21 protein-coding genes and 1 pseudogene are annotated in these 23231 nt (G+C 64.3%); 15 read left to right on the forward strand and 7 right to left on the reverse strand.

Annotated elements, in window-relative coordinates; translation table 11 throughout:
• Nucleotides 1–145 precede the first annotated feature (145 nt).
• Entirely contained in the window at nucleotides 146–604 is a 459-nt protein-coding gene (locus MESCI2_RS0132070) for a nuclear transport factor 2 family protein (protein ID WP_027040066.1), read from the reverse strand.
• Between the two features lie 250 nt (nucleotides 605–854).
• Here MESCI2_RS0132070 and MESCI2_RS0132080 point away from each other — a divergent pair.
• Nucleotides 855–1106 (forward strand): annotated as a pseudogene (locus MESCI2_RS0132080) (oxidoreductase); the annotation flags it as partial.
• 38 nt (nucleotides 1107–1144) lie between these two features.
• Here the strand turns inward: MESCI2_RS0132080 and MESCI2_RS0132085 are convergent.
• The 4 genes from MESCI2_RS0132085 to speB all read right to left on the reverse strand — a co-directional run bounded on the left by MESCI2_RS0132085 (nucleotide 1145) and on the right by speB (nucleotide 4400).
• Entirely contained in the window at nucleotides 1145–1792 is a 648-nt protein-coding gene (locus tag MESCI2_RS0132085; protein WP_027040068.1) for an amino acid ABC transporter permease, read from the reverse strand.
• Nucleotides 1789–2445, reverse strand: coding sequence for an amino acid ABC transporter permease (locus MESCI2_RS0132090; protein WP_027040069.1), 657 nt, complete (start codon nucleotides 2443–2445; stop codon nucleotides 1789–1791). Before MESCI2_RS0132090 ends, MESCI2_RS0132085 begins: the two co-directional genes overlap by 4 nt.
• Before the next feature lie 6 nt (nucleotides 2446–2451).
• Nucleotides 2452–3258, reverse strand: coding sequence for a transporter substrate-binding domain-containing protein (locus MESCI2_RS0132095; protein ID WP_027040070.1), 807 nt, complete (start codon nucleotides 3256–3258; stop codon nucleotides 2452–2454).
• 80 nt (nucleotides 3259–3338) lie between these two features.
• Nucleotides 3339–4400: an agmatinase gene (gene speB, locus MESCI2_RS0132100; protein WP_024502058.1), complete on the reverse strand. Its 1062-nt coding sequence runs from the start codon at nucleotides 4398–4400 to the stop codon at nucleotides 3339–3341.
• Between the two features lie 212 nt (nucleotides 4401–4612).
• Between speB and gcvA the strand changes: the two genes are divergently transcribed.
• The 8 genes from gcvA (at nucleotide 4613) to MESCI2_RS0132140 (ending at nucleotide 13587) form a co-directional block, all read left to right on the forward strand.
• Nucleotides 4613–5587: a transcriptional regulator GcvA gene (gene gcvA, locus MESCI2_RS0132105; RefSeq protein ID WP_027040071.1), complete on the forward strand. Its 975-nt coding sequence runs from the start codon at nucleotides 4613–4615 to the stop codon at nucleotides 5585–5587.
• A gap of 136 nt (nucleotides 5588–5723) precedes the next feature.
• A complete protein-coding gene (gene pncB / locus MESCI2_RS0132110; protein WP_027040072.1) occupies nucleotides 5724–7028 on the forward strand; it encodes a nicotinate phosphoribosyltransferase in 1305 nt (434 codons plus the stop codon).
• 168 nt (nucleotides 7029–7196) lie between these two features.
• Nucleotides 7197–8636, forward strand: a complete 1440-nt coding sequence (locus MESCI2_RS0132115; RefSeq protein ID WP_027040073.1) for a hypothetical protein — start codon at nucleotides 7197–7199, stop codon at nucleotides 8634–8636.
• A gap of 153 nt (nucleotides 8637–8789) precedes the next feature.
• Complete coding sequence (locus MESCI2_RS0132120) at nucleotides 8790–10094, forward strand: ABC transporter substrate-binding protein (protein WP_027040074.1); 1305 nt, start codon at nucleotides 8790–8792, stop codon at nucleotides 10092–10094.
• Nucleotides 10095–10305: 211 nt separating this feature from the next.
• A complete protein-coding gene (locus MESCI2_RS0132125; RefSeq protein WP_027040075.1) occupies nucleotides 10306–11187 on the forward strand; it encodes a branched-chain amino acid ABC transporter permease in 882 nt (293 codons plus the stop codon).
• Nucleotides 11184–12146: a branched-chain amino acid ABC transporter permease gene (locus MESCI2_RS0132130; RefSeq protein ID WP_027040076.1), complete on the forward strand. Its 963-nt coding sequence runs from the start codon at nucleotides 11184–11186 to the stop codon at nucleotides 12144–12146. The genes MESCI2_RS0132125 and MESCI2_RS0132130 overlap by 4 nt, the downstream gene beginning before the upstream one ends.
• Nucleotides 12143–12871, forward strand: a complete 729-nt coding sequence (locus MESCI2_RS0132135; protein WP_027040077.1) for an ABC transporter ATP-binding protein — start codon at nucleotides 12143–12145, stop codon at nucleotides 12869–12871. Before MESCI2_RS0132130 ends, MESCI2_RS0132135 begins: the two co-directional genes overlap by 4 nt.
• Nucleotides 12868–13587, forward strand: coding sequence for an ABC transporter ATP-binding protein (locus tag MESCI2_RS0132140; RefSeq protein WP_027040078.1), 720 nt, complete (start codon nucleotides 12868–12870; stop codon nucleotides 13585–13587). The genes MESCI2_RS0132135 and MESCI2_RS0132140 overlap by 4 nt, the downstream gene beginning before the upstream one ends.
• Here MESCI2_RS0132140 and MESCI2_RS0132145 read toward each other — a convergent pair whose 3' ends face one another.
• Together MESCI2_RS0132145 and pncA are read right to left on the reverse strand one after the other, a co-directional pair.
• On the reverse strand, nucleotides 13588–14982 hold the full coding sequence (locus MESCI2_RS0132145) for a sodium:proton antiporter (RefSeq protein ID WP_245270502.1): 1395 nt from the start codon (nucleotides 14980–14982) through the stop codon (nucleotides 13588–13590).
• A gap of 208 nt (nucleotides 14983–15190) precedes the next feature.
• Nucleotides 15191–15805 (reverse strand): bifunctional nicotinamidase/pyrazinamidase, encoded by a 615-nt coding sequence (pncA, locus tag MESCI2_RS0132150; RefSeq protein WP_027040080.1) that lies wholly within the window; start codon nucleotides 15803–15805, stop codon nucleotides 15191–15193.
• A 246-nt stretch (nucleotides 15806–16051) separates the two neighbouring features.
• On the opposite strand from pncA, the gene MESCI2_RS0132155 reads away from it, so the two are divergent.
• From MESCI2_RS0132155 to MESCI2_RS0132180, 6 genes are read left to right on the forward strand one after another with little or no spacing between them, the layout of a single operon-like run.
• Entirely contained in the window at nucleotides 16052–16906 is an 855-nt protein-coding gene (locus MESCI2_RS0132155) for an FAD binding domain-containing protein (protein ID WP_027040081.1), read from the forward strand.
• Nucleotides 16903–19737, forward strand: a complete 2835-nt coding sequence (locus MESCI2_RS0132160) for a molybdopterin-dependent oxidoreductase (protein ID WP_027040082.1) — start codon at nucleotides 16903–16905, stop codon at nucleotides 19735–19737. The genes MESCI2_RS0132155 and MESCI2_RS0132160 overlap by 4 nt, the downstream gene beginning before the upstream one ends.
• Entirely contained in the window at nucleotides 19734–21275 is a 1542-nt protein-coding gene (locus tag MESCI2_RS0132165; RefSeq protein ID WP_027040083.1) for a hypothetical protein, read from the forward strand. Before MESCI2_RS0132160 ends, MESCI2_RS0132165 begins: the two co-directional genes overlap by 4 nt.
• Complete coding sequence (locus tag MESCI2_RS0132170; RefSeq protein WP_027040084.1) at nucleotides 21275–22159, forward strand: UPF0280 family protein; 885 nt, start codon at nucleotides 21275–21277, stop codon at nucleotides 22157–22159. The genes MESCI2_RS0132165 and MESCI2_RS0132170 overlap by 1 nt, the downstream gene beginning before the upstream one ends.
• Nucleotides 22152–22736: an amino acid synthesis family protein gene (locus tag MESCI2_RS0132175; protein ID WP_027040085.1), complete on the forward strand. Its 585-nt coding sequence runs from the start codon at nucleotides 22152–22154 to the stop codon at nucleotides 22734–22736. The genes MESCI2_RS0132170 and MESCI2_RS0132175 overlap by 8 nt, the downstream gene beginning before the upstream one ends.
• Nucleotides 22733–23194, forward strand: coding sequence for a MarR family winged helix-turn-helix transcriptional regulator (locus tag MESCI2_RS0132180; RefSeq protein ID WP_023810741.1), 462 nt, complete (start codon nucleotides 22733–22735; stop codon nucleotides 23192–23194). Before MESCI2_RS0132175 ends, MESCI2_RS0132180 begins: the two co-directional genes overlap by 4 nt.
• The last annotated feature ends 37 nt before the right edge of the window (nucleotides 23195–23231 follow it).

Genomic DNA, 23231 nt, shown 5'->3' on the forward strand with positions numbered 1-23231 from the left:
ATGGACAATTCGAACGGTAAGATGTCAAGGCCTATTCCTAACAGGAAAGCTGTATGCCTGCCTCGGCTCGACCGATGCTGCGACATGACGAAGACGATCAGCGACCGGTCCGTAAACCTGGGCCGGCCCTCGGACCGCGCTTCCGCTAGCTTGTTATCTGTTCGGCGACAGCTTCTTCGAGGCCGGCTGCGGCTTGAGCGGCGAGACCGCGCGCCGCCGCCTGTGAATCGTAAAACTCCTCGAGCGCATGAACCGTGCCCCACCGCAGCGTGAACACGTGGAGACCACGGTTGATGTAGGACGTATCGCCGTTGAGCAGGGTTGCGGTGCCATCCCACTGGGCGAACACGGTGGTATGCCACGGCCAGCCCTTCACCCAGACGTGGTTGACCGTGAGCTGGAGAGTGGGCAGAACACGGCCGAGGCGCTCGAACCAGCGGCGCAGGGCTTGCTTGTCGTGGCGCTCCCCACCAAGAGCGTGGGCGCCGCCGACCCGGTGATGGACATGTGGCGCGATGGCCTTCACCGCCGCATCCCAGCGATGGTTGTTGACGTCGTCGAAGCTCTGCCGGATCGATTTTTCGACAAAATAGCTGTAAAGCATGTGACCTCTCTCCAGACTTGTTGGTGGCGCGCCGTTCCGACGCGAGAGCCCCGGCCAGCATCGCGCGGCCGCGGCCTGCGCGTCAGGGTCAGGGCATTGTCGCGTCGGCCCGCTGGGATGTGTCAGTCTCGGTCGAGACCGTCACCTCCTTGCCGGACCTTGAGAACGCGTAGAGCGAGCCCGGGTAGCCCGGTATGGAAAACGCCACGGAGTCACTGTTGGCGAGGCCCATGACAACCCGCAGCGGATCGCCCCCGACCGGTCGCTCGAAATCTACGACTCCGCGCGTGTCGGCATGACCACATCAGTGCGCAAGGCGATGGAAAAAGGCGATGCGCCCGAAGTGGTCGCCAACACCGTTTTGGCCGCGGCGACCGATCCCGCGCCGAAGAAACGCTACGCGGCGGGAAAAATGGCGCGCCAGGTCAGTTTCCTGCGCCGTTTCGTCCCCGCATCCGCATTCGACAAGAGCCTGCGCAAGCAGCTTGGGCTGCCGGCCTGAAGTCGAGCGCTAACCGTAAGGACAGCTACCTTGGCGCGTCAGCGAGCAGCCGCCTGTTTCTCGAGCCTGCGGGCGTATTGCGTCAGCGGAAAGCACATGATGAAGAAGATCAGAGCCACCAGCCCGTAAACCTTGAACGGTTCGAAGGTCGCATTGTTGATGGCATTGGAGGTCCGCACCAGTTCCTCGAAGCCGATGATGGAGGTGAGCGCGGTCGACTTGATCAGCTGCACCAGGAAGCCGACGGTGGGTGCGCGGGTGATCGAAAAGGCCTGCGGCAGGATGATCAGCCTCAGCTCCTGCAGATAGTGCAGGCCAAGGCTGGCGCCGGCGTCCCATTGGCCCAGGGGTAGCGCCGCGACGCCGGAGCGCCAGATCTCGGCGAGATAGGCGCTGGCGAAGAAGGTCAGGCCGAGCGCCGCCGCCGTCCAGGGTTCGATGCGCAGGCCCAGCATCGGCAGCCCGAAGAACATCAGGAACAGCTGCATCAGGAGCGGCGTTCCCTGGAACAGGGCGATGTAGCCGGAGGCGATGCGCCGGCTCCATTTGTTTTTGGCGATCCTGAAGAACAGCACGATCAGGCCGACGATGCCGCCGCCGATGAAGGCGGCCAGCGATAGCAGCACCGTCCAGCGGGCGGCGAGCAGCAGGTTGCGCACGATGTCCCAGGAGGTGAATTCGATCATGACACGCCGGCTCCGAGCGCACGGCGCCCGCCTGATACCAGCAGCCGGCGCAAGGCCATCGACAGAGCGAGATAGACCAGCGTCACGACGAAATAGGTCTCGAAAGAGCGGAAGGTACGCGCCTGCAGCATGTCGGCCTCGTAGGTCAGCTCACGCACGGCGATCTGCGACACGACGGCCGACTCCAGCATCATGATGACGACCTGGCTGGTGAGCGCGGGATAGATGATCTTGAGCGCCTGCGGCAGCACGATCTTGACGAACACCTGGCGTGGCCGCAAGCCCAGCGCGAGCGCCGCTTCCGTCTGCCCGCCGGGCACGGCGTCTAGCCCGGCGCCGACGATCTCGATGGTGTAGGCCGCCATGTTGAGCGTCATCGCCAGCATGGCGGCCAGGATCGGGTCGAGCCGGATGCCGAGGCTGGGCAGCCCGAAGAAAATGAAGAACAGCTGCACCAGGAACGGCGTGTTGCGCATCACCTCGACGTAACAGGCGATTGCCCGCTTGAGCAGCGCCGGCCCGTTTCGTCGCCCCGCGGCACCCAGGATGCTGAGCAGCGTTCCGGCCAGCGTGGTCACGGCGATCAGCAGGATCGTCGTGGCCGCGCCGTGCGCGATGTCGCCCAGGGCACCCGGGAGCCAGGCAAAGGCCACGGAAACTCAATCCTTGAGGTTTTCGGGATTGAGCGGCGTCTTCAGCCAGGCTTTCGAGCTTTCGTCCAGCTTGCCGTCGGCCAGCATCTTGGCGACCGCATCGTTGACAGCCTTCTTCAGGCCGTCCTCGTTCTTGTTGAGGCCGATATGCGAGGGCGAGGTCAGAAGCTGGAACTTCTGCTCCGGCTTCAGTGCGTCCTGCTTGGCCAGCACCTGCGCGCCGACGTCGTTGCCGACGACCATTAGCTGCGTCTGGCCGGAGATGAAGGCCTGGATCACAGAATTGTAGTTGTCAAAGCGCTTGATGTCAGCCGACGCCGGTGCTGCCTCGGTGAGCGACGTGTCTTCCAGCGTGCCACGATTGACGGCGATCGACTTGTCGGCGAGGTCTTCCTTGCCCTTGACCGCAAGTGCCGCCGGACCGATCACGGCGATGTAGTAGGGCGCGTAGGCGACGGCGAAATCGATGACCTGTTCGCGTTCCTTCGAGTAGCCGACGCTCATCAGGATGTCGACGCGCTTGTCGTTCAGATACGGGATGCGGTTCTGGCCGGTGACGGCGATGGGATTGAGCTTCACCTTGAGCGTATCGGCAATGTATTGCGCGACATCCATGTCATAGCCCTTGAGGCTCATGTCGGCGCTGGCCGAGGAGAAGGGCGGAAAGTCGGCGAAGACGCCGACATTGATGGTGCCGGCCTTGGTGATGTCCGCCAGCGCATCGGCGCTAGCGGCCTGAATTGAGAGGCCGAAACCGGCCGTGCCGAGCATCAGCACGGCGGCGATGGATGTAAATGTCTTTCGGATTGTCATTGTTATTCCCCTGTCTGGAAGCTTGTTTGTTAGGGTCGTCCGCCGGCTCCAGCACGGCGGCCGCCTTGAATTCGTTGAGATCAGGCTCCCTTGCCTGTTATCGCCGGGCTGAACACCATCAGGCTCAGTATCTCGAACAGCACCTGTGCGGCGGCGTGCGCCGTGTTGGTGGTCGCGTCATATTGCGGCGCCACCTCGACGACGTCGCCGCCGACGATGTTGAGACCTTTGAGGCCGCGCAGCAGTTCGAGCACCTCGCGCGTCGTCAGCCCGCCAACTTCCGGCGTACCGGTGCCCGGCGCGAAGGCCGGATCGACGCTGTCGATGTCGAAGGAGACATAGGTCGGGCCATCGCCGACAATCTTGCGCGCCTTCTCGATGATGGCCGGAATGCCTAGACCGGTCACCTCCTCGGCATGCACCACGGTCATGCCGGACTCGTAGGTGAACTCCCACAGATATTCGGCCGAGCCGCGGATGCCGATCTGGATGGTGCGCGTCGGGTCGAGCACGCCGTCAAGCACCGCGTTGCGGAACGGGCCGCCATGGTGGAACTTGGTCATGTCGAACAGGCCACTGGTGTCGCAGTGGGCGTCGATATGGATCAACCCGACCGGCGCCTTCTTGCCGACGGCCTTCAGGATCGGATGGCTGATCGAATGGTCGCCGCCGATCGACAGCGGGATGACGCCGGCATCGACGATCTGGTTGGTGCGGCGCTCGATATCCTCGTGGCTGGTCTCCAGCCGGTAGCGGCTGCGGAACGGCGTGTCGCCGATGTCGGCGACCCGGAGCTCATGCGTCGGCGCGCATTCCAGCACGTGATTGTAGGGACCGATGCGCTCGATGGCGCGCAACGCCCTTGGCCCGAAGCGCGAGCCTGGCCGGTTGGTGACGCCGAGATCCATCGGCACGCCGATCATCGCCACCTGCAAATCGCCGAAATCCGGATTGTCGGCCGATATTTCGCGGTAGGGCGCCGCGAGGAAGGTCGGGATGCCTGAATAGGGCGCCAGCCGCGTGCCGCTCTTGGAGAAGATCTTGTCGGCGACCTTGCGGAATTTCGGGTCGAACATCTCGCCGCCATGGCTTTCACCATATTTGCGACGCAACGCGTCGAGCTTGCCGCGATCGTATCCCATCTGCGCTCCTCCTGCCGGGCTGATGCAGCGCGGCCACCGGTGATGCTTGGCGAACCGACCGTCATCCGGCCGGGTCGCTGTCCCGCTGGCTGCCTGCAGATTTCACGTCTTGATGCTGTTCCGGGCTCAAGTGTCTGGCAGCGGCATTGAAAAATCAATTGATATTGTTAGGGTGTTTTCTGTGAGAAAATCTCACAATAAAGTTCATACCCATGACCAAGCGCCTGCCACCGCTGAATCCGCTGCGCGCCTTCGAGGCAACGGCCCGACATGGCTCGCTGACCAAGGCGGCGAGTGAGCTGAACGTCACCCATGGCGCCATCAGCCACCAAATCAAGGCGCTCGAGCAGTCGCTCAGTGTCAAGCTGTTCGAGCGGGTCGGCCAGCGGGTCAAGCTGACACCGCATGGCGCGGAGCTTCTGCCGGCGGTGTCGACCGCCTTCGACGGCATCGCCGCCGCCACCCAGCGCATGACAAGGCCGGCGAGCAGCGGCACGCTTTCGGTCTCCTGCGTGCCGGCGCTTCTGTTGTTGTGGATGACACCGCGGCTCGGCAGTTTCATGGCGCAATATCCCGACATAAGGCTGACGCTTATCCCTTCCAACGATCCCAAGGATTTGCGGGCGCCCAACATCGATGTCTGCGTGCATTATGGCGACGGCAGCTGGACCGATTGCTGGATGCGCAAATGGTCGGGGCTCGAACTGTTTCCCGTGGTCAGCCCGACCTTGATCAACAACCGGCCGATCCGCAGCGTCAGGGATCTCGCCGACCATGTCTTCCTGCATGGCGATGACGGCCGCGAGTGGCACACCTGGCTGGCTGCCGCCGATGCGCTGGACCTGGAGCGGGGCCGCCGCCATCATCTCGGCGATGCGCGTATGGCGACCGAGGCGGCGGTGCATGGCCATGGCGTAGCGCTGGGCGACTCGGTAACGGCAAGCGCGCTGCTGGCCAGGGGCATGCTGGTCGCGCCGTTCAGCCTGTCGGTGCCGGCGGTCGACGATTTCTATGTCGTCTGCCGCAACGAGATGCGGGCGACGCCGATCGTGCAGGTGTTCATCGACTGGCTGTTCGCCGAGAAGGCCGGGGACGACGGGCGCGCCGACGCCCCGGTGGCCGGGCGCATCGTCAGCCGCCGCAAGCGTCCGGCGCTCAGGGTGATGGGCGGCAAATCCGCAGGCTGATGCCAGGCTGCGCGCCGCCGCATGCAGGCAGCTCTTTTTGTCGGGCCAGCCTGAAAGCGGGCAGCGTTCCGGCCGATTCGATGCTATGAGGCCTGTCGCGATTGTGGATGGCAGGCAGCGAAGGCGGTGTTGAAACATGGCTAAGACCGATATTGCGCGGCGCGTCTACAACCACACCTGGAAGCTCGACCCGATCGTGCGCAGCCTGCTCGACACGGATTTCTACAAGCTTTTGATGCTGCAGATGATCTGGGGCATGTATCCCAAGGTCGACGCAACCTTCTCGCTGATCAACCGCACGACTTCGGTGCGCCTTGCCGACGAGATCGACGAGGCCGAATTGCGCGAACAGCTCGACCATGCCCGCACCTTGCGCTTCTCCAAGAAGGAGATGATCTGGCTCGGCGGTAACAATTTCTACGGCCGCAAGCAGATCTTCGAGCCAGAATTCCTCGCGTGGCTGGAAGGCTTCCGGCTGCCCGACTACGAGCTGTCGAAGCGCGATGGCCAGTACGAACTGACCTTCAGCGGGCCGTGGATGTACACCACACTGTGGGAAATCCCCGCGCTCGCCATCATCAATGAACTTCGATCGCGCGCGGCGATGCGGGCGTTCGGGCCTTTCGCGCTCGACGTGCTCTATGCCCGCGCCAAGTCCAAGATGTGGGCCAAGACCGAGCGGCTGAAGGCGCTGCCCGGCATCCGCATCTCGGACTTCGGCACGCGCCGGCGCCATTCCTTCCTATGGCAGCGCTGGTGCGTCGAGGCGCTGAAGGAAGGCATCGGCGAGGCGTTCACCGGCACCTCCAACGTGCTTCTGGCCATGGACAACGACCTCGAAGCGCTCGGCACCAACGCACATGAGCTGCCGATGGTGTTCGCCGCCCTCGCCGACTCGGAAAAAGAGCTGAGGCAGTCGCCCTACAAGGTGCTGCAGGACTGGCAGCGCTACTATGGCGGCAATCTGCTGATCGTGCTGCCCGACGCCTTCGGCACCGCCTCCTTCCTGCGCGACGCGCCGGACTGGGTGGCCGACTGGACCGGTTTCCGTCCCGACAGCGCGCCGCCGATCGAAGGCGGCGAAAAGATTCTCGCCTGGTGGCGCGACAAGGGCAAGGATCCCAGGCAGAAGCTGCTGATCTTCTCCGATGGGCTCGAGGTCGAAACCATCGAGGAGACCTATCGCCATTTCAAAGGCAAGGTGCGCATGTCGTTCGGCTGGGGCACCAATCTGACCAATGATTTCGAAGGCTGCGCGCCGATCGAAACCAACAGGTTGGACGCCATATCGCTGGTCTGCAAGGTCACCGAGGCCAATGGCAGGCCAGCGGTCAAGCTTTCCGACAATCCGGCCAAGGCGACCGGCGATGTGAAAGAGATCGAGCGCTATATAAGGATTTTTGGCGAGAAGGACCGCGTGGAGCAACTGGTCAAGGTGTGAGGGGTGGGGTTCCTGGATAGTACGAGTTCCCTGGCGCCCCCCTCTGTCCTGCCGGACATCTCCCCCTCAAGGGGGGAGATTGCTCCCTCATCTCTGCTTTCGCCAATCAACAACGTTGCCTGGGAAGAGCCGGCGGCGAAACTGCCAATCTCCCCCCTTGAGGGGGAGATGTCCGGCAGGACGGAGGGGGGCGCCGTAGAGTGCCGTCATCTGCCGTTGGCCTTGTTGCTTACCGTCGTATCGCTCGCCTCCCCCACCCCCGCCTTCGCGCACGCCTCCGATCGTGGCCACGTCCTGCTCCTGCCGACCGGCTACTATCTGGTCGGAGGCGCCTTCGCCGTGGCCGTCAGCTTCCTCGTCCTGGCGCTGCTGCCTGCGGATTCGCTTGATCGCTTTTGGCGTCGGCGCCTGCCGTTGTTCGCCCTCGGCGACGCCGCCCACGCCACCATTAGCCTGATATCCTTTGCCGGCTTTGCAATTCTCATCACCGCCGGCTTTTTCGGCAGCCGCGACCCGCTTTCCAATCCTCTGCCACTGGTGATCTGGACACTGTTGTGGGCCGGCGTCACGCTGCTGCAGGGTGTCTTCGGCGACTTCTGGTTATGGCTCAACCCCTGGTATGGAGCATGGCGTCTCGCCTCGCGCCTGTTCGGGACCGGGGATGACGGAGCATGGCGCCTGCCCGGATGGGTCGGCTGCTGGCCGGCTGTCATCCTGTTCTTTGCCTTCGCCTGGTTCGAACTCATCGATCCGGCGCCCGACGATCCGGCGCGTCTGGCCTGGGCCGCCGGCCTCTATTGGCTGTTCTCTTTCCTCGCCATGCTGGCGTTCGGCTATCGCGGCTGGAGCCGCAGCGGTGAATTCCTGACGGTTTTCTTCTCGATGGTGGCGCGCTTCGCCGTGGTCGAACGCAACCAAGACGGCCGGCTTGCACTTTGCTGGCCCGGCGCCAAGCTGCTGGCTGCGGAGCCCTTGCCAGCCAGCGGCATCGCTTTCCTGCTGCTCGCCCTGTCGTCGGTGTCCTTCGACGGCCTGTCGAAGACCTTCTTCTGGCTCGGCCTGTTCGGCATCAACCCGCTCGAATTTCCCGGCCGCACCGCGCTGATCGGCAGCGGCACTTTCGGCCTCGTGCTGACATTCGTGCTGCTTGCGGCGGTGTTCCTGCTTGCCGTCTGGCTCGGCCAGCGTCTTGCCGGCAGCGATCACACCCTTGCCCAGGCGGCCGGCGTGCTGGTGTGGTCGATCGTGCCGATCGCGCTTGCCTATCATGTCGCGCATTATCTGACGGCGCTGCTCGTCGACGGCCAATATGCGCTTGCGGCACTTTCCGACCCATTCGCGATGGGCTGGAACCTGTTCGGCACCGCCGACATGCAGATCGAGGCCGGCATCGTTGCGGGGGCGGATTCCGCGTGGTGGCTGTGGAATATCCAGGCCAGCGCCATCATCCTGGGCCATGTGCTCGCCGTCCTCGTCGCCCACGGCTTCGCCTGGCGCCTGCACCCACAGCCCTCCCGCGCGGCACTCAGCCAGTTCCCGCTTACCTTGCTGATGATCGCCTACACCGTCTTCGGCCTCTGGTTGCTTGCCACGCCGACCACCGGATGAGAAAAGGACGGCCTCGATATCGTTGGGGAAGCTCGCTTGCCACATCAAGGCTTTGGTGATTTAGTTTGTACACATGCAATTTTTTGCGTCCTCTGAGCGAGGATGCCGAAGCCGCCTTATCGTTGGTCAAAACTGAAAAACAGGGGAACGAACATGGCTGACAAGAACGGATTTTTCGACCTCTCCAAGACTGCCCTGACCCGCCGCACGGCGCTGAAGGGGTTAGCCGCGGGCGCCGGCCTCGGCCTTGCCCCCGGCTTCGTCCGTTATTCCCAGGCGCAGAGCTCGGCGCCGATCAAGATCGGCTTCCAGTCGCACCGCACCGGCATCGGCGCCGCCTATGGCCGCTGGTACGAGAAGACGACGGCTGCCGCGGTCAAGGCGATCAATGCCGCCGGCGGCATCAATGGCCGTCAGGTCGAGGTGATCATTGAGGATGACGGCACCGATCCCGGCCGTGGCGCCGAAGTGGTCGGCAAGTTCGCCACCCAGCACAAGACCGACATCGTCTTCGGCACGCTGTTCTCGCATGTCGTCATCGGCTCGGCGCCCGCCGCCGGCGAAAACAAGATGCCCTATTTCGTCGTCAGCGAAGGCCACCACGTCGCCTCGACCAAGCTGAACCGCTATGTCTTCCAGCCCGGCATCACCGACGTGAAGAGCCAGATCCAGTCGATGGCGCCGTGGATCGCGGCCAATGCCGGCAAGAAGGTGACGCAAATCTTCCCGGATTTCGCCTTCGGCTACGACCACCGCGACTACCTGCCGCCGGCACTGAAGGCACAGGGCGGCGAGGTCATCGCGCAGATCGCCATCCCACCGACGGAATCGTCCTTCACCAAATACTTCCCGCAGATCCCGGCCGAGACCGAGGTGATCTACCACGTCATGGTCGGCCCGGCCGTGCTCACCTTCGTCAAAGAGCTCGGTGAGTTCTACGGCTCCAACCGGCCGCAACTGTTCGGCTTCATCGATTCGCTCGAAGCCACCGACATCAACAGCCCCGGCCTCGAATTCCTCGACGGCAGCCATTTCTGGGAAGGCTCGCCGCGTTATGCGCAGGCCGATGATTCCGAAGCGCAGAAGGCCTACCGCACCGCTGTCGGCATCGACGACAATGGCGCTGCCGTCGGCGATCCCAAGGACGTCTCCACCGCAGCCCACATGTTCGGCTGCTGGGAGACGCTCTATGTCGTCAAGAAAGCGATGGAAGACGCCGGCTACAAGGGCCCGGAAGACCGCGCCAAGCTGGTCGAGGCGACCGAGGCGCTGACTGCATTCGCCGAAGGTCCGGAGCATCCGCAGGGACCGAAAACCTTCAACGGCAAGATCCACCAATGCTTTGGCATCCAGAACATCTCCAAGGTCGAAGGCGGCAAGCTCAAGGTGGTGCACAAGACCAAGATCGAGGACGGGCTTTACGAGGCTAAAGGGGATTATACGACGCAGGCGCTTTAGACAGCCTGTAAGCGTGGGAGCCAAGTCACCCCCCTCTGTCCTGCCGGACATCTCCCCCGCATGGGGGGAGATCGGCAGTTCATACGGCAGTGCCCATCTGCCGGCGTTGGCGATTGGCGAAACCTTATGTGAAATCCAATCTCCCCCCTTGCGGGGGAGATGGCCGGCAGGACAGAGGGGGGTGCCTCGCGCATCCACTGGTGCCTAGCCCATGCACTTCGGTCCCCACCTCCTCCTCGCTGCCCTCGAAGGCCTCGTCACATCAGCCGTGCTGGCGCTGACAGCGCTTGGGCTGTCGCTGGTGTTCGGCGTCATGCGGGTGGTCAATGTCGCGCATGGCGAGTTCTTCATGCTCGGTGCCGTGCTCGCCTGGGCGATCACCACGGCGATCGGTGGCCACCCGGCGCTGGGCTTCCTGGCGGCGCTAGTGATTGCTCCGCTGATCGTCGGCGCCATTGCGCTGGTCGCCGAACGGCTGGTGCTGCGCCGGCTCAATTACAATCCGGAAGCCACCATCGTCGCCACCATCGGCATGCTCTACATCATCCAGCAGCTGGCGCTGACCTTCTATGGCCCGGAGGCGCGGCCGGTGGAGCCGCCTTTCAACTACCGCATCCTTTTGCCGTGGTTCGGCTATTCCGGCTACAAACTGTCTGTTATCGCCGCTTCCGCGCTGCTGCTCACCGCGACATGGCTGGTGCTGACGCGCACCAGGATCGGCCTCGTCATGCGCGCCACGCAGTATGACAGCGAAACCGCACAGGCCTTCGGCATCCCCGTCGGCCGGGTCTATGGCGGCGTCTTCGCGCTTGGCGCCATGCTGGCGGCCATAGCGGCGGTGCTGATCGTGCCGATCAGCCAGGCGCATTATCTGATGGGACAGGATCCGCTGCTGCTCTCCTTCATCGTCGTCATCATCGGCGGTCTCGGCTCGCTGCGCGGCACGGTCGTCGCCGCCGTGCTGATCGGCCTCTCCGACGGCATCATCTCGATGTTCTTCTCGCCGACGCTGGCCAAGATCATCGCCACGCTGCTGGTCGCCATGGTGCTGGTGTTCCGCCCGCAAGGCCTGTTCGGGACGACGCCGCGATGAGCGAAGCTTCGCCGGCAAAAGCCTATGCCCTGCATCTCGGCGTCATCACGCTGCTCTTCGTGCTGAGCTTCCTGCTGCCGGATTACTATCACGGCCTGCTTGCCCGCATCATGGTGCTGGCGGTCTTTGCCATGGGCTACAACATGCTGTTCGGCTATGTCGGCCTGCTCAGCCTCGGCCATGCGATGTTCTTTGCCGCCGGGCTCTATGGCGCCGGCCTTGCCGTCATCCAGCTCGGCTGGAGCGTACCAGCGGCATTCGCCGCGGGCCTCGGCTGTGGTGTTGTTGTGTCACTCGTGATCGGCCTGCTGGCGCTGCGCACCACGGGTGTCGCCTTCATGATCGTCACCATGATGTTCGCTCAAGTGTTCTACCTCCTCATCCTCTACTTCGCGACGTGGACCGGCGGCGACCAGGGCATGGTCGTGCCGCAGCCGGCACGGGTGCTCAGCCTCGGCGCGACGTCGCTCGAGCTCACCAATCCGACGGTGCGCTACATGACAGCGCTCGGGCTGTTTTCCATCGTGCTGCTCGTCACATTGGCCATCGTCCGCTCGAGATATGGCCGCGTGCTGGTCGCCATTCGCGAGAATGAGGAGCGCACAAAGATGCTGGGATACGATACGTTTTCGAACAAGCTCGCCGCCGTCGTCATCTCCGGCATCATCTGCGCTGCCTCAGGTGCCGCCTATGCGCTGCTGTTCGGCTATGTCGGATCGAGCTTCGCCTCGGTGCAGTATTCGATCCTGCCGCTGCTGTGGGTGCTGCTGGGGGGTGCCGCGACGACGCTCGGGCCGCTGATCGGCACACTGTTCATGTACTATGTCATCGACATCACCAGCGGCTACACCTCCGCCTATCTGCTGATCGTCGGCATTGCGCTGATCCTGCTGGTGCTGTTTTTCCCGAAGGGCATTCTGGGCAGCATCCGCCAGCGCTGGCTCGGGTGGCTGCCATGATGCCGCTTTTGACCACCAAGGGCCTTTCTCGCGACTTTGGCGGCCTGCGCGCCGTCGACAATGTCGATTTCGCGCTGATGCCGGGCGAAATCCGCGCCGTGATCGGCCCTAACGGTGCGGGGAAGACCACCTTCGTCAGCCTGGTCAGCGGCCGCATCCAGCCGTCTGCCGGCATGATCGTCTTCGATGGCACCGACATCACCAACCTGCCGGCCTATGTCAGGGTGCGCCAGGGCATCGCCTACACGTTCCAGATCACCAGCGTCTATGCCAACCTGTCCGTTTACGCCAACGTCGCGCTGCCCGCGCAACTGACGCAGCGGCATGGCAGCCATTCCAAGAGCGCGATACAGGCCGCTGTCATGACCGCACTGGAACGCACCGGCCTGGCCGATCGTGCCCACATGCCGGCCGGCCAATTGTCCTACGGCCATCAGCGCCTGTTGGAAGTGGCGATGGGCCTCGCGCTCAAGCCGCGCCTGCTGATCCTCGACGAGCCGACGCAAGGCCTTGCCGACAGCGAGATCGACAATTTCATCACCCTGGTGCGCGAGATCGCCAAAAACGCCACCGTGCTTTTGATCGAGCACAACATGCCTGTGGTCATGCAACTGGCCGACCGCATCACGGTCTTCAATGCCGGCAGGATCCTGGCCGAAGGCACGCCCGAAGCGATCCGCGACAACGCGGCGGTGCAGGAAGCGTATCTGGGGACCGCCCCATGACTGAACCTAAGTCTCAAGCACTCACCATTTCGGGGCTCGACTGCTTCTATGGCGAGGTCCAGGTGCTCTATGGCCTCGACCTGGTGCTGAACAAGGGCGAGGTGCTGTGCCTGTTCGGCCGCAATGGCGCCGGCAAGACGACGACGCTGAAAGCTATCATGGGGCTGGTTCCCTCAAGCGCCGGCTCGATCAAACTGGCTGGCCTAGAGTTGACCGGGCTGCCGGCGCATGAGGTGCCCAAGGCCGGCGTCGCCTATGTGCCGCAGGGAAGGCGGCTGTTCGCCGAAATGACGGTGGCGGAAAACATCGAGATCGGCCTGATGGCGCGCAGCAAGGACAAGGCGACGCGTGAAAACGTGCTCGACCTCTTTCCGCTGCTGCGCCAGCGGCTGCGGCAGCGCTCGGGCACGCTGTCCGGCGGCGAACAGCAGATGCTGGCGATGGCGCGTGCACTCTGCCTCGAACCACAGGTGCTGCTGCTCGATGAGCCGACCGAAGGGCTGATGCCGTCGATGATCGCCAAGATCCGCGAGACGGTGTCGAAGCTGCGCGACATGGGCGTTTCGACCATCCTGGTCGAACAGCGTGTCGATGCGGTGCTTTCTGTCGCCGACCGCGTTGTCTTCATCGAAAACGGCCGCAACCGCGAGACGGTCGACGTCGAGGAGTTGCGCGCCGACCCGTCGGCGGTCCGCCGCTATGTCGGCGTCGGGTGATCAGCCGAAGAACAGAAAGCCCGCGATCAGGAATATAGGGATCAGCACCAGGCCCGACCATGCCATATAGCCGAAAAAGCCCGGCATCTTGACGCCGCGATGCCTGGCGATGGCGTAGACCATGAAGTTCGGTGCATTGCCGATATAGGTGTTGGCGCCCATGAACACCGCGCCGGCCGAGATCGCCGCCAAAGTCGAGGCGAATTCCGTCATCAGGTGCCGTGGGTCGCCGCCGGCGAGCTCGAAAAACACCAGATAGGTCGGCGCATTGTCGAGGAAGGATGACAGCGCCCCCGTCAGCCAGAAATAGGCGAGGTCGTTGGGCGCACCCGAGGGTGAACTGACAAGCGACACCAGCGGCGCCAGTGCCCCCTCATGGCTCGCCCTGAGGATGGCGATGACCGGCACGATGCAGATGAAGATGCCGGCAAACAATTTTGCCACCTCTGCTATCGGACCCCAGTTGAAGCCGTTGGCTTCCCGGTGGCTCTTGTAGGAGAGCGGAAGCGACAGCAGGGCCAGCGCCAGGATGATGGCGTCGCGCACCAGATTCTGCAGCTCGAGACCGACGCCGAACACGGAAAAGCTCACTCCCGGCTTCCAGGCCGCCGACAGCAGGATGGCGCCGATCACACCCGCCAGCAGCGGAAGATTGGCCAGGCCACGCAGGCGCACCGTCTTGTCCGGCGTCGGATCCTTGATCTTCGGCGCGCCAGCCTCGCGCCGATGCAGGATGATGTCGATGCCCAGGAAGACGGTCAGCACGACAGTGGCAACGAACAGCGTCTCGCGCCAGAGGTTCGTCGTCGTCCAGAAGAAGTCGACACCGCGCAGGAAGCCGACGAACAATGGCGGATCACCCAAAGGCGTCAGCGAGCCGCCGATGTTGGACACCAGGAAAATGAAGAAGATGACGACATGGGCGTTGAACGGCCTGGCGTCGTTGGCGCGCAGGATCGGCCGGATCAGGATCATCGAGGCGCCGGTCGTGCCGATGACCGAGGCGAGAATGGCGCCGACCAGCAGCAGCCCGGCATTGACCAGCGGCGTGCCATGGATGTTGCCGGAAAGCAGGATGCCGCCTGAAATCGTATAGAGCGCAAACAGCAGGATGATGAACGACATGTATTCGGTGAGCAGCGCATGCAGCACCGCTTCGGTCGCCATGGGGGCACCGAAGGCAAGCGCCAGCGGCACGATCACCAGCGCCGCCCACAGGGCCGTGATCTTGCCATAGTGATGCTCCCAGACATGGTGGAAGAGCAGCGGACCGGTGGCGATTGACAGCAGCAGCCCGGCAAAGGGCAGCGCCCACCACAGCGACATCGAAGCGCCGGGTAGGCCGTGGTCTTCGGCGGCGAATGCCTGTGCCGGAAACAGTATTGCGGCAATCATTGCAGCGCATGCTGCCAACAAGGGCATCAAATATAAAAAAGGCCCCCTCATCCGGCCGCTACGCGGCCACCTTCTCCCCGAGGGGAGAAGAGACTCGGCGCCGACGCTCGCCTTCTCCTCTCCCCTCGGGGAGAGGTCGGATTGCCCCGAATTGCCCTTCGCAATTCGGCTGGCAATCCGGGTGAGGGGGTGCTTTCCCAACGGCCGTTCAATCCGACAAAGGGTCTTCGAGCGTCACGCCGGCGTCGCGCATGCGCTGCAGCATGGCATGGAGCGAGCCGTTGAGATCGATGCCGCGGCAGGCATCGAGCCGCACGGTGGTTTTGAAGCCCTGACTGACGGCATCCAGCGCCGAGAAGCCGACGCAGAAATCGGTCGCCAGGCCAACCAGGGTCAGCGTGTCGATGCCGCGCTCCCGGAGGTAGCCGGCAAGGCCGGTCTGCGTCGTGCGGTCGTTCTCGAAGAAGGCCGAGTAGCTGTCGATATCAGGCCGAAATCCCTTGCGAATGACGAGCTCGGCCTTGGTCCAGGCGAGGCCGGAATGGAAATCCGAGCCCAGGCTGCCCTGGATGCAGTGGTCCGGCCACAGCGTCTGCTGGCCGTACGGCATCTCGATCATGGTGAAGGGCTGCGCGCCCGGATGGCTGGAAGCAAAGCTGGAGTGACCGGCGGGATGCCAGTCCTGCGTCAGCACGACATGGTCGGTTCGCCGGATCAGGTCGTTGACCAGCGGCACGATCTCATCGCCGCCGGCAACCGCCAGCGCGCCACCGGGACAAAAGTCGTTCTGCAGGTCGATGACAACAAGCGCTTCGTCGGCCATGGGCTTTCCTCTTCCGTATGCAGGCTCCAGTGGAAAATGCCGCTGACGCGACCGGACGCAGAAACTTGACCAGATGGCCGGCGGCGTCAACCTCTCGCGACATAACAAATGCGTGCCGGCCGGGCCGCTGCAAACTCCGGCTTTGACAAATCCTGCCGGCTTGATATCATTTGCATACGAATGAATTTCTCGGCTCGAACGCCGGAAATACCGGATTCGGAAAGTTCCTTTTCTGGAAGGCAAAGCGTGATCCGTTACGCGAAACCCACCTCGGTCGACGAAGCGCTCGCTTTGCTTGGCGAGGGCGCCTGGCGCATCCTCGCCGGCGGCACCGATTTTTATCCGGCACAGGGCAGCAAACCCTTGCGCGACAATGTTCTCGACATTAACGGCCTGGCGGCGCTGCGCGGCATTGCCGAGACGAGCGACCATTTCGTCATCGGCGCGCGCACGACCTGGACCGACATCGTCCGCCATTCCTTGCCGCCGGCCTTCCACGCACTGAAGCAGGCGGCGCGCGAGGTCGGTTCGGTGCAGATCCAGAACGTCGCCTCGGTCGCCGGCAATCTCTGCAACGCATCGCCTGCCGCAGACGGCGTGCCGGGCCTGCTCGTCCTCGATGCCGAGGTCGAGCTGCGCTCCGTGGCGGCGACACGTCATTTGCCGTTGCAGGACTTCATTCTCGGCAACCGCCGCACGGCTCTGCTGCCCGGCGAGATGGTCACCGCCATCCGCGTGCCTAAACCCAGCGGCACGTCGGCTTTCATCAAGCTCGGCGCGCGGCGTTATCTCGTCATTTCCATCGCCATGGTGGCGGCGCGTCTGGTCGTCGAGGATGGCATCGTCAGCGACGCCGCCGTCGCCGCCGGCTCCTGCTCGGTGGTGGCCAAGCGGCTGGCAGGTGTCGAAGCCGCGCTGCGCGGGCTGCCGGTGGATGGCGGACTTGCCGACGCGGTCCTGGCCGCGCCGATGAGCGAATTGTCACCGATCGCCGATGTGCGTGGCAGCGCCGAATACCGGCTCGATGCGGTGCGCGAGATCGTTGTACGCGCCGTGCTTGCGGCTGTGGGGCGGACGACTGGCGGAGAGGTGGCGGCATGAGCCAGGTTCAACCTGACGTGCGTGAAGCAGTGCCCGACCTGGGCGCCGTTCGGCCTGCTCGCGGCCCGGAGCGCGCTGACATCGCCTTCGAGGTCAACGGCGCCGCCGTCTCGGTCAATGTGCCGCCGCTGCGCCGGCTGTCCCTGGTGCTGCGCGATGAATTGCTGTTGACCGGCACCAAGGTCGGCTGCGATGCCGGTGACTGCGGCGCTTGCACGGTGCTGGTCGACGGCGATCCCGTCTGCGCCTGCCTGATGCCGGCGGCGTCCGTCGCCGGAGCATCGGTGACAACAGTCGAAGGGCTGGCCAATGGCCGGCTGTCGGCGCTGCAGGCCTCGTTCCTCGCCCATGGCGCGGCGCAGTGCGGCATCTGCACGCCGGCGCTGCTGGTCGCGGCAACCGCGCTGCTGGACAAACAGCCAAGCCCGACCGAGACCGAGGTGCAGGATGCGCTGGGCGGTATTCTCTGCCGCTGCACAGGCTACCGGAAGATCATCGCGGCGGTGATGGATGCCTCCCTGCAGGCCGCAAGTCTCGATTTCCGCTTGCCTCAGTCAGGCCATGCGATCGGCTCCTCGCCCATCCGGCTCGACGGCGTCCCGAAGGTCACCGGCGGTGAAAAATTCGGCGGCGATTCCTTCCCCGCCGATGCGCTGGCCGTGCTGGTGGTCCGCTCGCCGCACTATCACGCCAGCTTCGCCTTTGGGGACCTCAACGGCTGGACGAAACAGCACCCTGGCATCGCCGGTGTCTTCACAGCCGCCGACATTCCCGGAAAAAACTGTTTCGGCGCTATCGGTCCGTTCGCCGACCAGCCGGCTCTGGCCGAAGGGTTTGCGCGGCTCCGCGGCGAGGCGGTGGCGCTGGTTGCCGGCGAGCGCGAGGCGATCCTCGATCTCGATTTGTCGGATTTTCCTATCAGTTGGAGCGAACTGCCGCATTTTCTGCAACCTACTGAGGCGCAGGCCGAGGGTGCCGCGCTGATCCATGACAATCGGCCGGCGAACCTGCTCACGTCAGGCCTTGTCGAGCGCGGCGACCCGGAAGCGGCGCTTGCCGGCGCTGCGTTCACCGTGTCCGGCGCCATCGACACCTCCTATGTCGAGCACGCCTATATCGAACCGGAAGCCGGCCATGCCTATCTGGACGGCGACACGTTGGTCGTCGTCGCCTGCACCCAGGCGCCTTACATGGACCGCGACGAGACGGCGAAGGTGCTCGGCCTTGCCGTCGACAAGGTGCGCATCGTGCCGACCGCGACCGGCGGTGGATTTGGGTCCAAGCTCGACGTTTCGCTGCAGCCGCTGATCGGCCTTGTGGCCATGAAGACGGGGCGGCCGGCGGCACTTGCCTACACCCGCACCGAATCGATGATGTCGACCACCAAGCGCCATCCGGCCGAGATGAAAGCGACCATCGGCGCCGACGCCGATGGGCTTGTCACCGGCATGATCTTCTCAGGCGATTTCAACACCGGCGCCTATGCCAGCTGGGGGCCGACGGTGGCCAACCGCGTGCCGGTGCACGCGTCCGGCCCCTATGCCACGCCGAACTACCGGGCCGAGGGCCGCGCCATCCATACGCATGGGCCGATTTCCGGCGCCTTCCGCGGCTTCGGCGTGCCGCAAGCGACGATCATGCAGGAAACGTTGTATGACGAGCTGGCCGGCAAGCTCGGCATGGACAGGCTCGACTTTCGCTTGAAGAATTGCCTTCGGAACGGTTCCGAAACGGTTACCGGGCAGCTTCTCGACTCGGGCGTCGGCATTGCCGAATGCCTGGAATCGCTGCGGCCGCACTGGGCGCGCGCGACGGCCGATGCGGATGCGTTCAACCGTGCCAACAGGGATAGAAAGCGCGGCGTTGGCGTCGCGTCCTGCTGGTATGGCTGCGGCAACACTTCGCTGCCCAATCCGTCGACCATCCGGGTCGGCATCGCGGCTGACGGCACGGTCATCCTGCACCAGGGCGCGGTCGATATCGGCCAGGGTTCCAACACCGTCATCACCCAGATCTGCGCCGACGCGCTCGGCCTGCCGCTGGAGAAATTCCAGCTGAAGAGCGCCGATACATCAATCACTCCCGACGCCGGCAAGACCTCGGCCTCGCGCCAGACTTTTGTGACCGGCAAGGCCGCCGAAAAGGCCGGCCGTGCTTTGCGTGAAAAGATCCTGCGTTTCGCCAATGTTTCGGAAAAAGCCGCTCTGCAACTCGACGGTTCGGCGATCGTCATCCGCGAGGGAGAAGCCACGCGCCGCATCGATCTCGCGATATTGGACGTGGATGCCGAAGGCTTCGTCTTCCGCGCCGAGGAGACCTACGACCCGCCGACGCTGCCGCTCGATGCCAAGGGACAGGGCAAGCCCTATGCCGTCTATGGCTATGGCGCGCAGATCGCCGAACTGGAGGTCGACCTCAAGCTCGGCACGGTGAAGCTGCTGAAAATCACCGCCGCGCACGATGTCGGCAAGGCGATCAACCCGCTGCTGGCCGAGGGCCAGATCGAAGGCGGTATCGCGCAAGGCATCGGCATGGCGCTGATGGAAGAGTACATCCCCGGCCGCACCGAGAATCTGCACGACTATCTCATCCCGACCATTGGCGACGTGCCGCCGATCGAGACCATTCTCATTGAAGTTCCGGACCCGGAAGGACCCTTCGGTGCCAAGGGTTTGGGCGAGCATGTGCTGATCCCGACGGCACCGGCAATCCTCAATGCCATCCGCCACGCCACCGGCGTCCTGGTCACCAAGGTTCCGGCTACGCCGACGCGTATCCGCGCTGGCATCCGCGAAAAAGATGGCATCCGCGAAAAGGAGGCACGCCGATGAGCGAGCTTGCCGAACGCTTCGAAACCCATGATCCCGGCGAGAAGCTGGTGGCGGAGAAGATCCGCTGCGATGCCTGTCCGGTGATGTGCTACATCGCGGATGGGCGCACCGGCGCCTGCGACCGCTACGGCAATGTCGGCGGCAGGATCGTGCGGATGGACCCGCTGACCATCCTCGACCATGCTGCGGAGACCGGCGCCGCAATCGTACCGTTCATCGCCGAGGGCGAGGCATGGGACGGCGAACTGGTCAACACCGGCCGCCGCTTCGTCACGGCAATAGGCGCCGGCACCACCTATCCCGACTACAAGCCGGCGCCGTTCATCGTCAGCCAGGAAGTCGAAGGCGTCGATCTCGTCACCGTCGTCACGGAAGGTATTTTTTCGTACTGCGGCGCCAAGGTGAAGATCGACACCGACCGTCATATCGGACCCGAAACGGCTATTGTGCGATCGCAGGGCGAGGCAATCGGCCATGTCACGACGGGGGAATATGGCTCGCAGATGCTGTCGCTGGGCGGCGTGCATCATCTGACCGGCGGCTCCAAGGCCGAGGGCCGCGCGACCTGCGACGCGCTGCTCAATCTGTGCAACCGCAAGCCGGTGGAACTGGCCATCGACGGCGGCGCCACCATCATAGTCGAAGCCGGCAAGGCGCCCGTCATCGACGGCAAGCAGGAACACCGCATGCGCGTCGGCTGCGGCTCAGCCACCATCGGCATGTTCGCCACGCAATGGCGCGGGCTCGTCGACGAGGTGGTGGTGGTCGACGACCACATCACCGGCGTCGTCTCCGAGCACCAGGCCGGCAAGGTGCTGGGCTGGCAGGATACGGGCATCAAGATCATTGGTCGCCGTTCGACGCCGGGCCGCTATTTCAAGGTCTCCGAACCCGGGCTGGGCTGGGGCGGCACCAGCATTTCCGACCCGCTGTCGATCCTCGGCGAGTGGAACGCCAAGAAGGGCGCGCGGCCGGACCTGTCGCTGCTGATGGTGTCGACCACCGGCGAGCAGTTCGCCTATTACGAGCTCGATGACGAGCTGAAGCCGGTGCAAAAACCCTTTCCCGAACGGCTGCAAAAGTCTGTCGGCCTGATCGAGGACAATTGCGAGCCGGCTTTGTGCACGGTGCTGTTCATCGGCGGCGCCGGCGGTTCGCTGCGCGCCGGCGTCACCGAAAACCCTGTCAATCTCACCCGCTCGGTTCAGGGCCTGACCACCTATGTCACGGTCGGCGGAGCGCCGGTCTATGTCTGGCCGGGCGGCGGCATCACGCTGATGGTCGATGTCACCAGAGTGCCTGAGGGTGCCTTCGGCTATGTGCCGACGCCGGCGCTGGTGGCGCCGATCGAATTCACGCTGCGCCGCGACGACTATGTCAGGCTTGGTGGGTACGAGGCCGAGATCCGCAGCGTCGAGGATATTGTCGCAAAAGGCGGTGAGTACCTCAATCCGCGCCGCGGCACAGGCGCCGAAGCCACCAATCCATGGCCGCCACTCGCGCAGCTGCGCCGTGCCGGCTCGAACGGGGCCGGGTGATGCAAGGCCCGCAAGCCAACTGGCTGCAGGACGGCAAGCGGCTGCATCTCAACCACGGGCCGATAGACCTGATCGTCGAGGTTTTTGGTGCGACGGATGAATGCCGCCAAGCCTATGAACAGGCCATAGCGCGGTTCCAGACGATCCTGATGGAGTTGGTCGAGGAGCTCCCCGAATTGCGGCTCCCAGCCTTTTTCCTGGCGCCGCGCACCTTCGCCGGCCCGACGGCGCGCCGCATGGAAGCAGCCGTCATGCCCCTGGCGGAATGCTTCATAACACCGATGGCCGCCGTCGCGGGATCGGTAGCCGACGAAATGCTCGCAGCATTGCTTGCCGGTCGCAAGCTCGAGCGCGCCTATGTCAACAATGGCGGTGACTGCGCGCTCCATATCGGCAAGGGCCAGTCGATGGGCCTGGCGATCGCCGGCACCGGCAACGGCATGGCCGACCGGATCACGATCCGCGCGGAAGATGGCGTTCGCGGCGTCGCCACCAGCGGCTGGCGTGGCCGCTCCTTCTCGCTTGGCATTGCCGACGCCGTCACTGTGCTGGCGCGGACTGGTGCCGAGGCCGATGCGGCGGCGACGCTCATTGCCAACGCGGTGGACCTGCCCGGCAATCCGGCCATCAAGCGCATTTCCGCACAGGAACTGTCGCCCGACAGCGATCTTGGCGCGCGCCTGGTGACACATGGTGTCGGCACGCTTGCCCTTGGCGAAGTGACGCGGGCGCTGGACAATGGCCTTGCCGTCGCCGAAGATTTTCGCCGGCGCGGCCTGATTGCCGGATCGGCGCTGTTTCTTGGCGGCGAGGCCCGCATCAGTGGCTCGGTTGCGCTTGCCGCGCCCAACAAAAGTTCGAGGGAGGAAGTTGCCCATGCCTGAGTTTCCGATCCGCAAGATCGCGGTGGTGACCGAAGAGATCTTTCACGAGGGCGGGCCGGTGGCCAAAGTGCCGCGCCGTCGCGCCGCCGCCATGGCGCTGGTGAAGAACCCGTTCGCCGGGCGCTATGTCGAGGACTTGCAGAGCGCCATGGACGATCTGAAGCCGCTCGGCCTGTTGCTCGCCGACCGGCTGATCGCCGCCTTGGGTGGCGACGTCAAACAGATCGACGGCTATGGCAAGGGCGCCATCGTCGGCACCGCAGGTGAGCTGGAGCAAGGCGCGCTTTGGCATGTGCCCGGCGGCTACGCCATGCGCGAACGGCTCGGCGACGCCAAGGCGATCGTGCCGTCGGCGAAGAAGGTCGGCGCGTTCGGTTCAAAGCTCGATGTGCCGCTCGGCCACATCAACGCCGCCTATGTGCGCAGCCATTTCGACGCCATGGAGGTCGGCATCAGCGACGGTCCGCGCCCTGACGAAATCCTGTTCTGCCTCGCCATGACCTGTGGCCCGCGCATCCACAATCGCATGGGTGGTCTCGCGGCCGATGACATCAAAGCCTGGGATGGCTTGCGGTGAGCGGCGAGGATAATCTGCTCAAGCTGGTCGAGGTCGAGGCGCCGGACGACCAGGATTACCTCCTGCAGGAGCAGGTCGGTTTCATCCTGCGCAAGGCGCATCAGCGCCATGTCGCGATCTTTGCCGCGCATATCGGCGACCTGACGCCGCCGCAATTCGCGGCGTTGGCCAAGTTGCGTGACGTCGGCGAGACCTCGCAGAACCAGCTCGGCACGCTGATCGCGATGGATGCGGCGACGGTGAAGGGCGTCATCGACAGGCTGAAGGCGCGCGGCCTGGTCGAGCTTTCCAGGCACGAGGTCGACAAAAGACGGCTGCTGGTCAATCTGACCGCGGCAGGCCGCGATGCGATCGAGCGCCTGATCCCGCTGGCGCGCGAGATCACCCAGGAGACGCTGGCGCCGCTCTCCGCCAAGGAGATCGCCACCTTCATGAAGCTGCTGGTGAAGCTGGCTTAGACCGCCGGGCGCCAAAAAGGCACCCGGCAGGAAGCTT

It is taken from the genome of Mesorhizobium ciceri WSM4083 (assembly GCF_000519305.1).
GTDB lineage: Bacteria > Pseudomonadota > Alphaproteobacteria > Rhizobiales > Rhizobiaceae > Mesorhizobium > Mesorhizobium ciceri_B.

Bases quoted from the DNA above. Each gene is read 5' to 3' on its own strand.
- MESCI2_RS0132070 (WP_027040066.1), bottom strand. From the start codon at position 604: ATGCTTTACAGCTATTTTGTCGAAAAATCGATCCGGCAGAGCTTCGAC.
- MESCI2_RS0132085 (WP_027040068.1), bottom strand. From the start codon at position 1,792: ATGATCGAATTCACCTCCTGGGACATCGTGCGCAACCTGCTGCTCGCC.
- MESCI2_RS0132095 (WP_027040070.1), bottom strand. From the start codon at position 3,258: ATGACAATCCGAAAGACATTTACATCCATCGCCGCCGTGCTGATGCTC.
- speB (WP_024502058.1), bottom strand. From the start codon at position 4,400: ATGGGATACGATCGCGGCAAGCTCGACGCGTTGCGTCGCAAATATGGT.
- gcvA (WP_027040071.1), top strand. From the start codon at position 4,613: ATGACCAAGCGCCTGCCACCGCTGAATCCGCTGCGCGCCTTCGAGGCA.
- pncB (WP_027040072.1), top strand. From the start codon at position 5,724: ATGGCTAAGACCGATATTGCGCGGCGCGTCTACAACCACACCTGGAAG.
- MESCI2_RS0132115 (WP_027040073.1), top strand. From the start codon at position 7,197: ATGTCCGGCAGGACGGAGGGGGGCGCCGTAGAGTGCCGTCATCTGCCG.
- MESCI2_RS0132120 (WP_027040074.1), top strand. From the start codon at position 8,790: ATGGCTGACAAGAACGGATTTTTCGACCTCTCCAAGACTGCCCTGACC.
- MESCI2_RS0132125 (WP_027040075.1), top strand. From the start codon at position 10,306: ATGCACTTCGGTCCCCACCTCCTCCTCGCTGCCCTCGAAGGCCTCGTC.
- MESCI2_RS0132130 (WP_027040076.1), top strand. From the start codon at position 11,184: ATGAGCGAAGCTTCGCCGGCAAAAGCCTATGCCCTGCATCTCGGCGTC.
- MESCI2_RS0132135 (WP_027040077.1), top strand. From the start codon at position 12,143: ATGATGCCGCTTTTGACCACCAAGGGCCTTTCTCGCGACTTTGGCGGC.
- MESCI2_RS0132140 (WP_027040078.1), top strand. From the start codon at position 12,868: ATGACTGAACCTAAGTCTCAAGCACTCACCATTTCGGGGCTCGACTGC.
- MESCI2_RS0132145 (WP_245270502.1), bottom strand. From the start codon at position 14,982: ATGATTGCCGCAATACTGTTTCCGGCACAGGCATTCGCCGCCGAAGAC.
- pncA (WP_027040080.1), bottom strand. From the start codon at position 15,805: ATGGCCGACGAAGCGCTTGTTGTCATCGACCTGCAGAACGACTTTTGT.
- MESCI2_RS0132160 (WP_027040082.1), top strand. From the start codon at position 16,903: ATGAGCCAGGTTCAACCTGACGTGCGTGAAGCAGTGCCCGACCTGGGC.
- MESCI2_RS0132165 (WP_027040083.1), top strand. From the start codon at position 19,734: ATGAGCGAGCTTGCCGAACGCTTCGAAACCCATGATCCCGGCGAGAAG.
- MESCI2_RS0132170 (WP_027040084.1), top strand. From the start codon at position 21,275: ATGCAAGGCCCGCAAGCCAACTGGCTGCAGGACGGCAAGCGGCTGCAT.
- MESCI2_RS0132175 (WP_027040085.1), top strand. From the start codon at position 22,152: ATGCCTGAGTTTCCGATCCGCAAGATCGCGGTGGTGACCGAAGAGATC.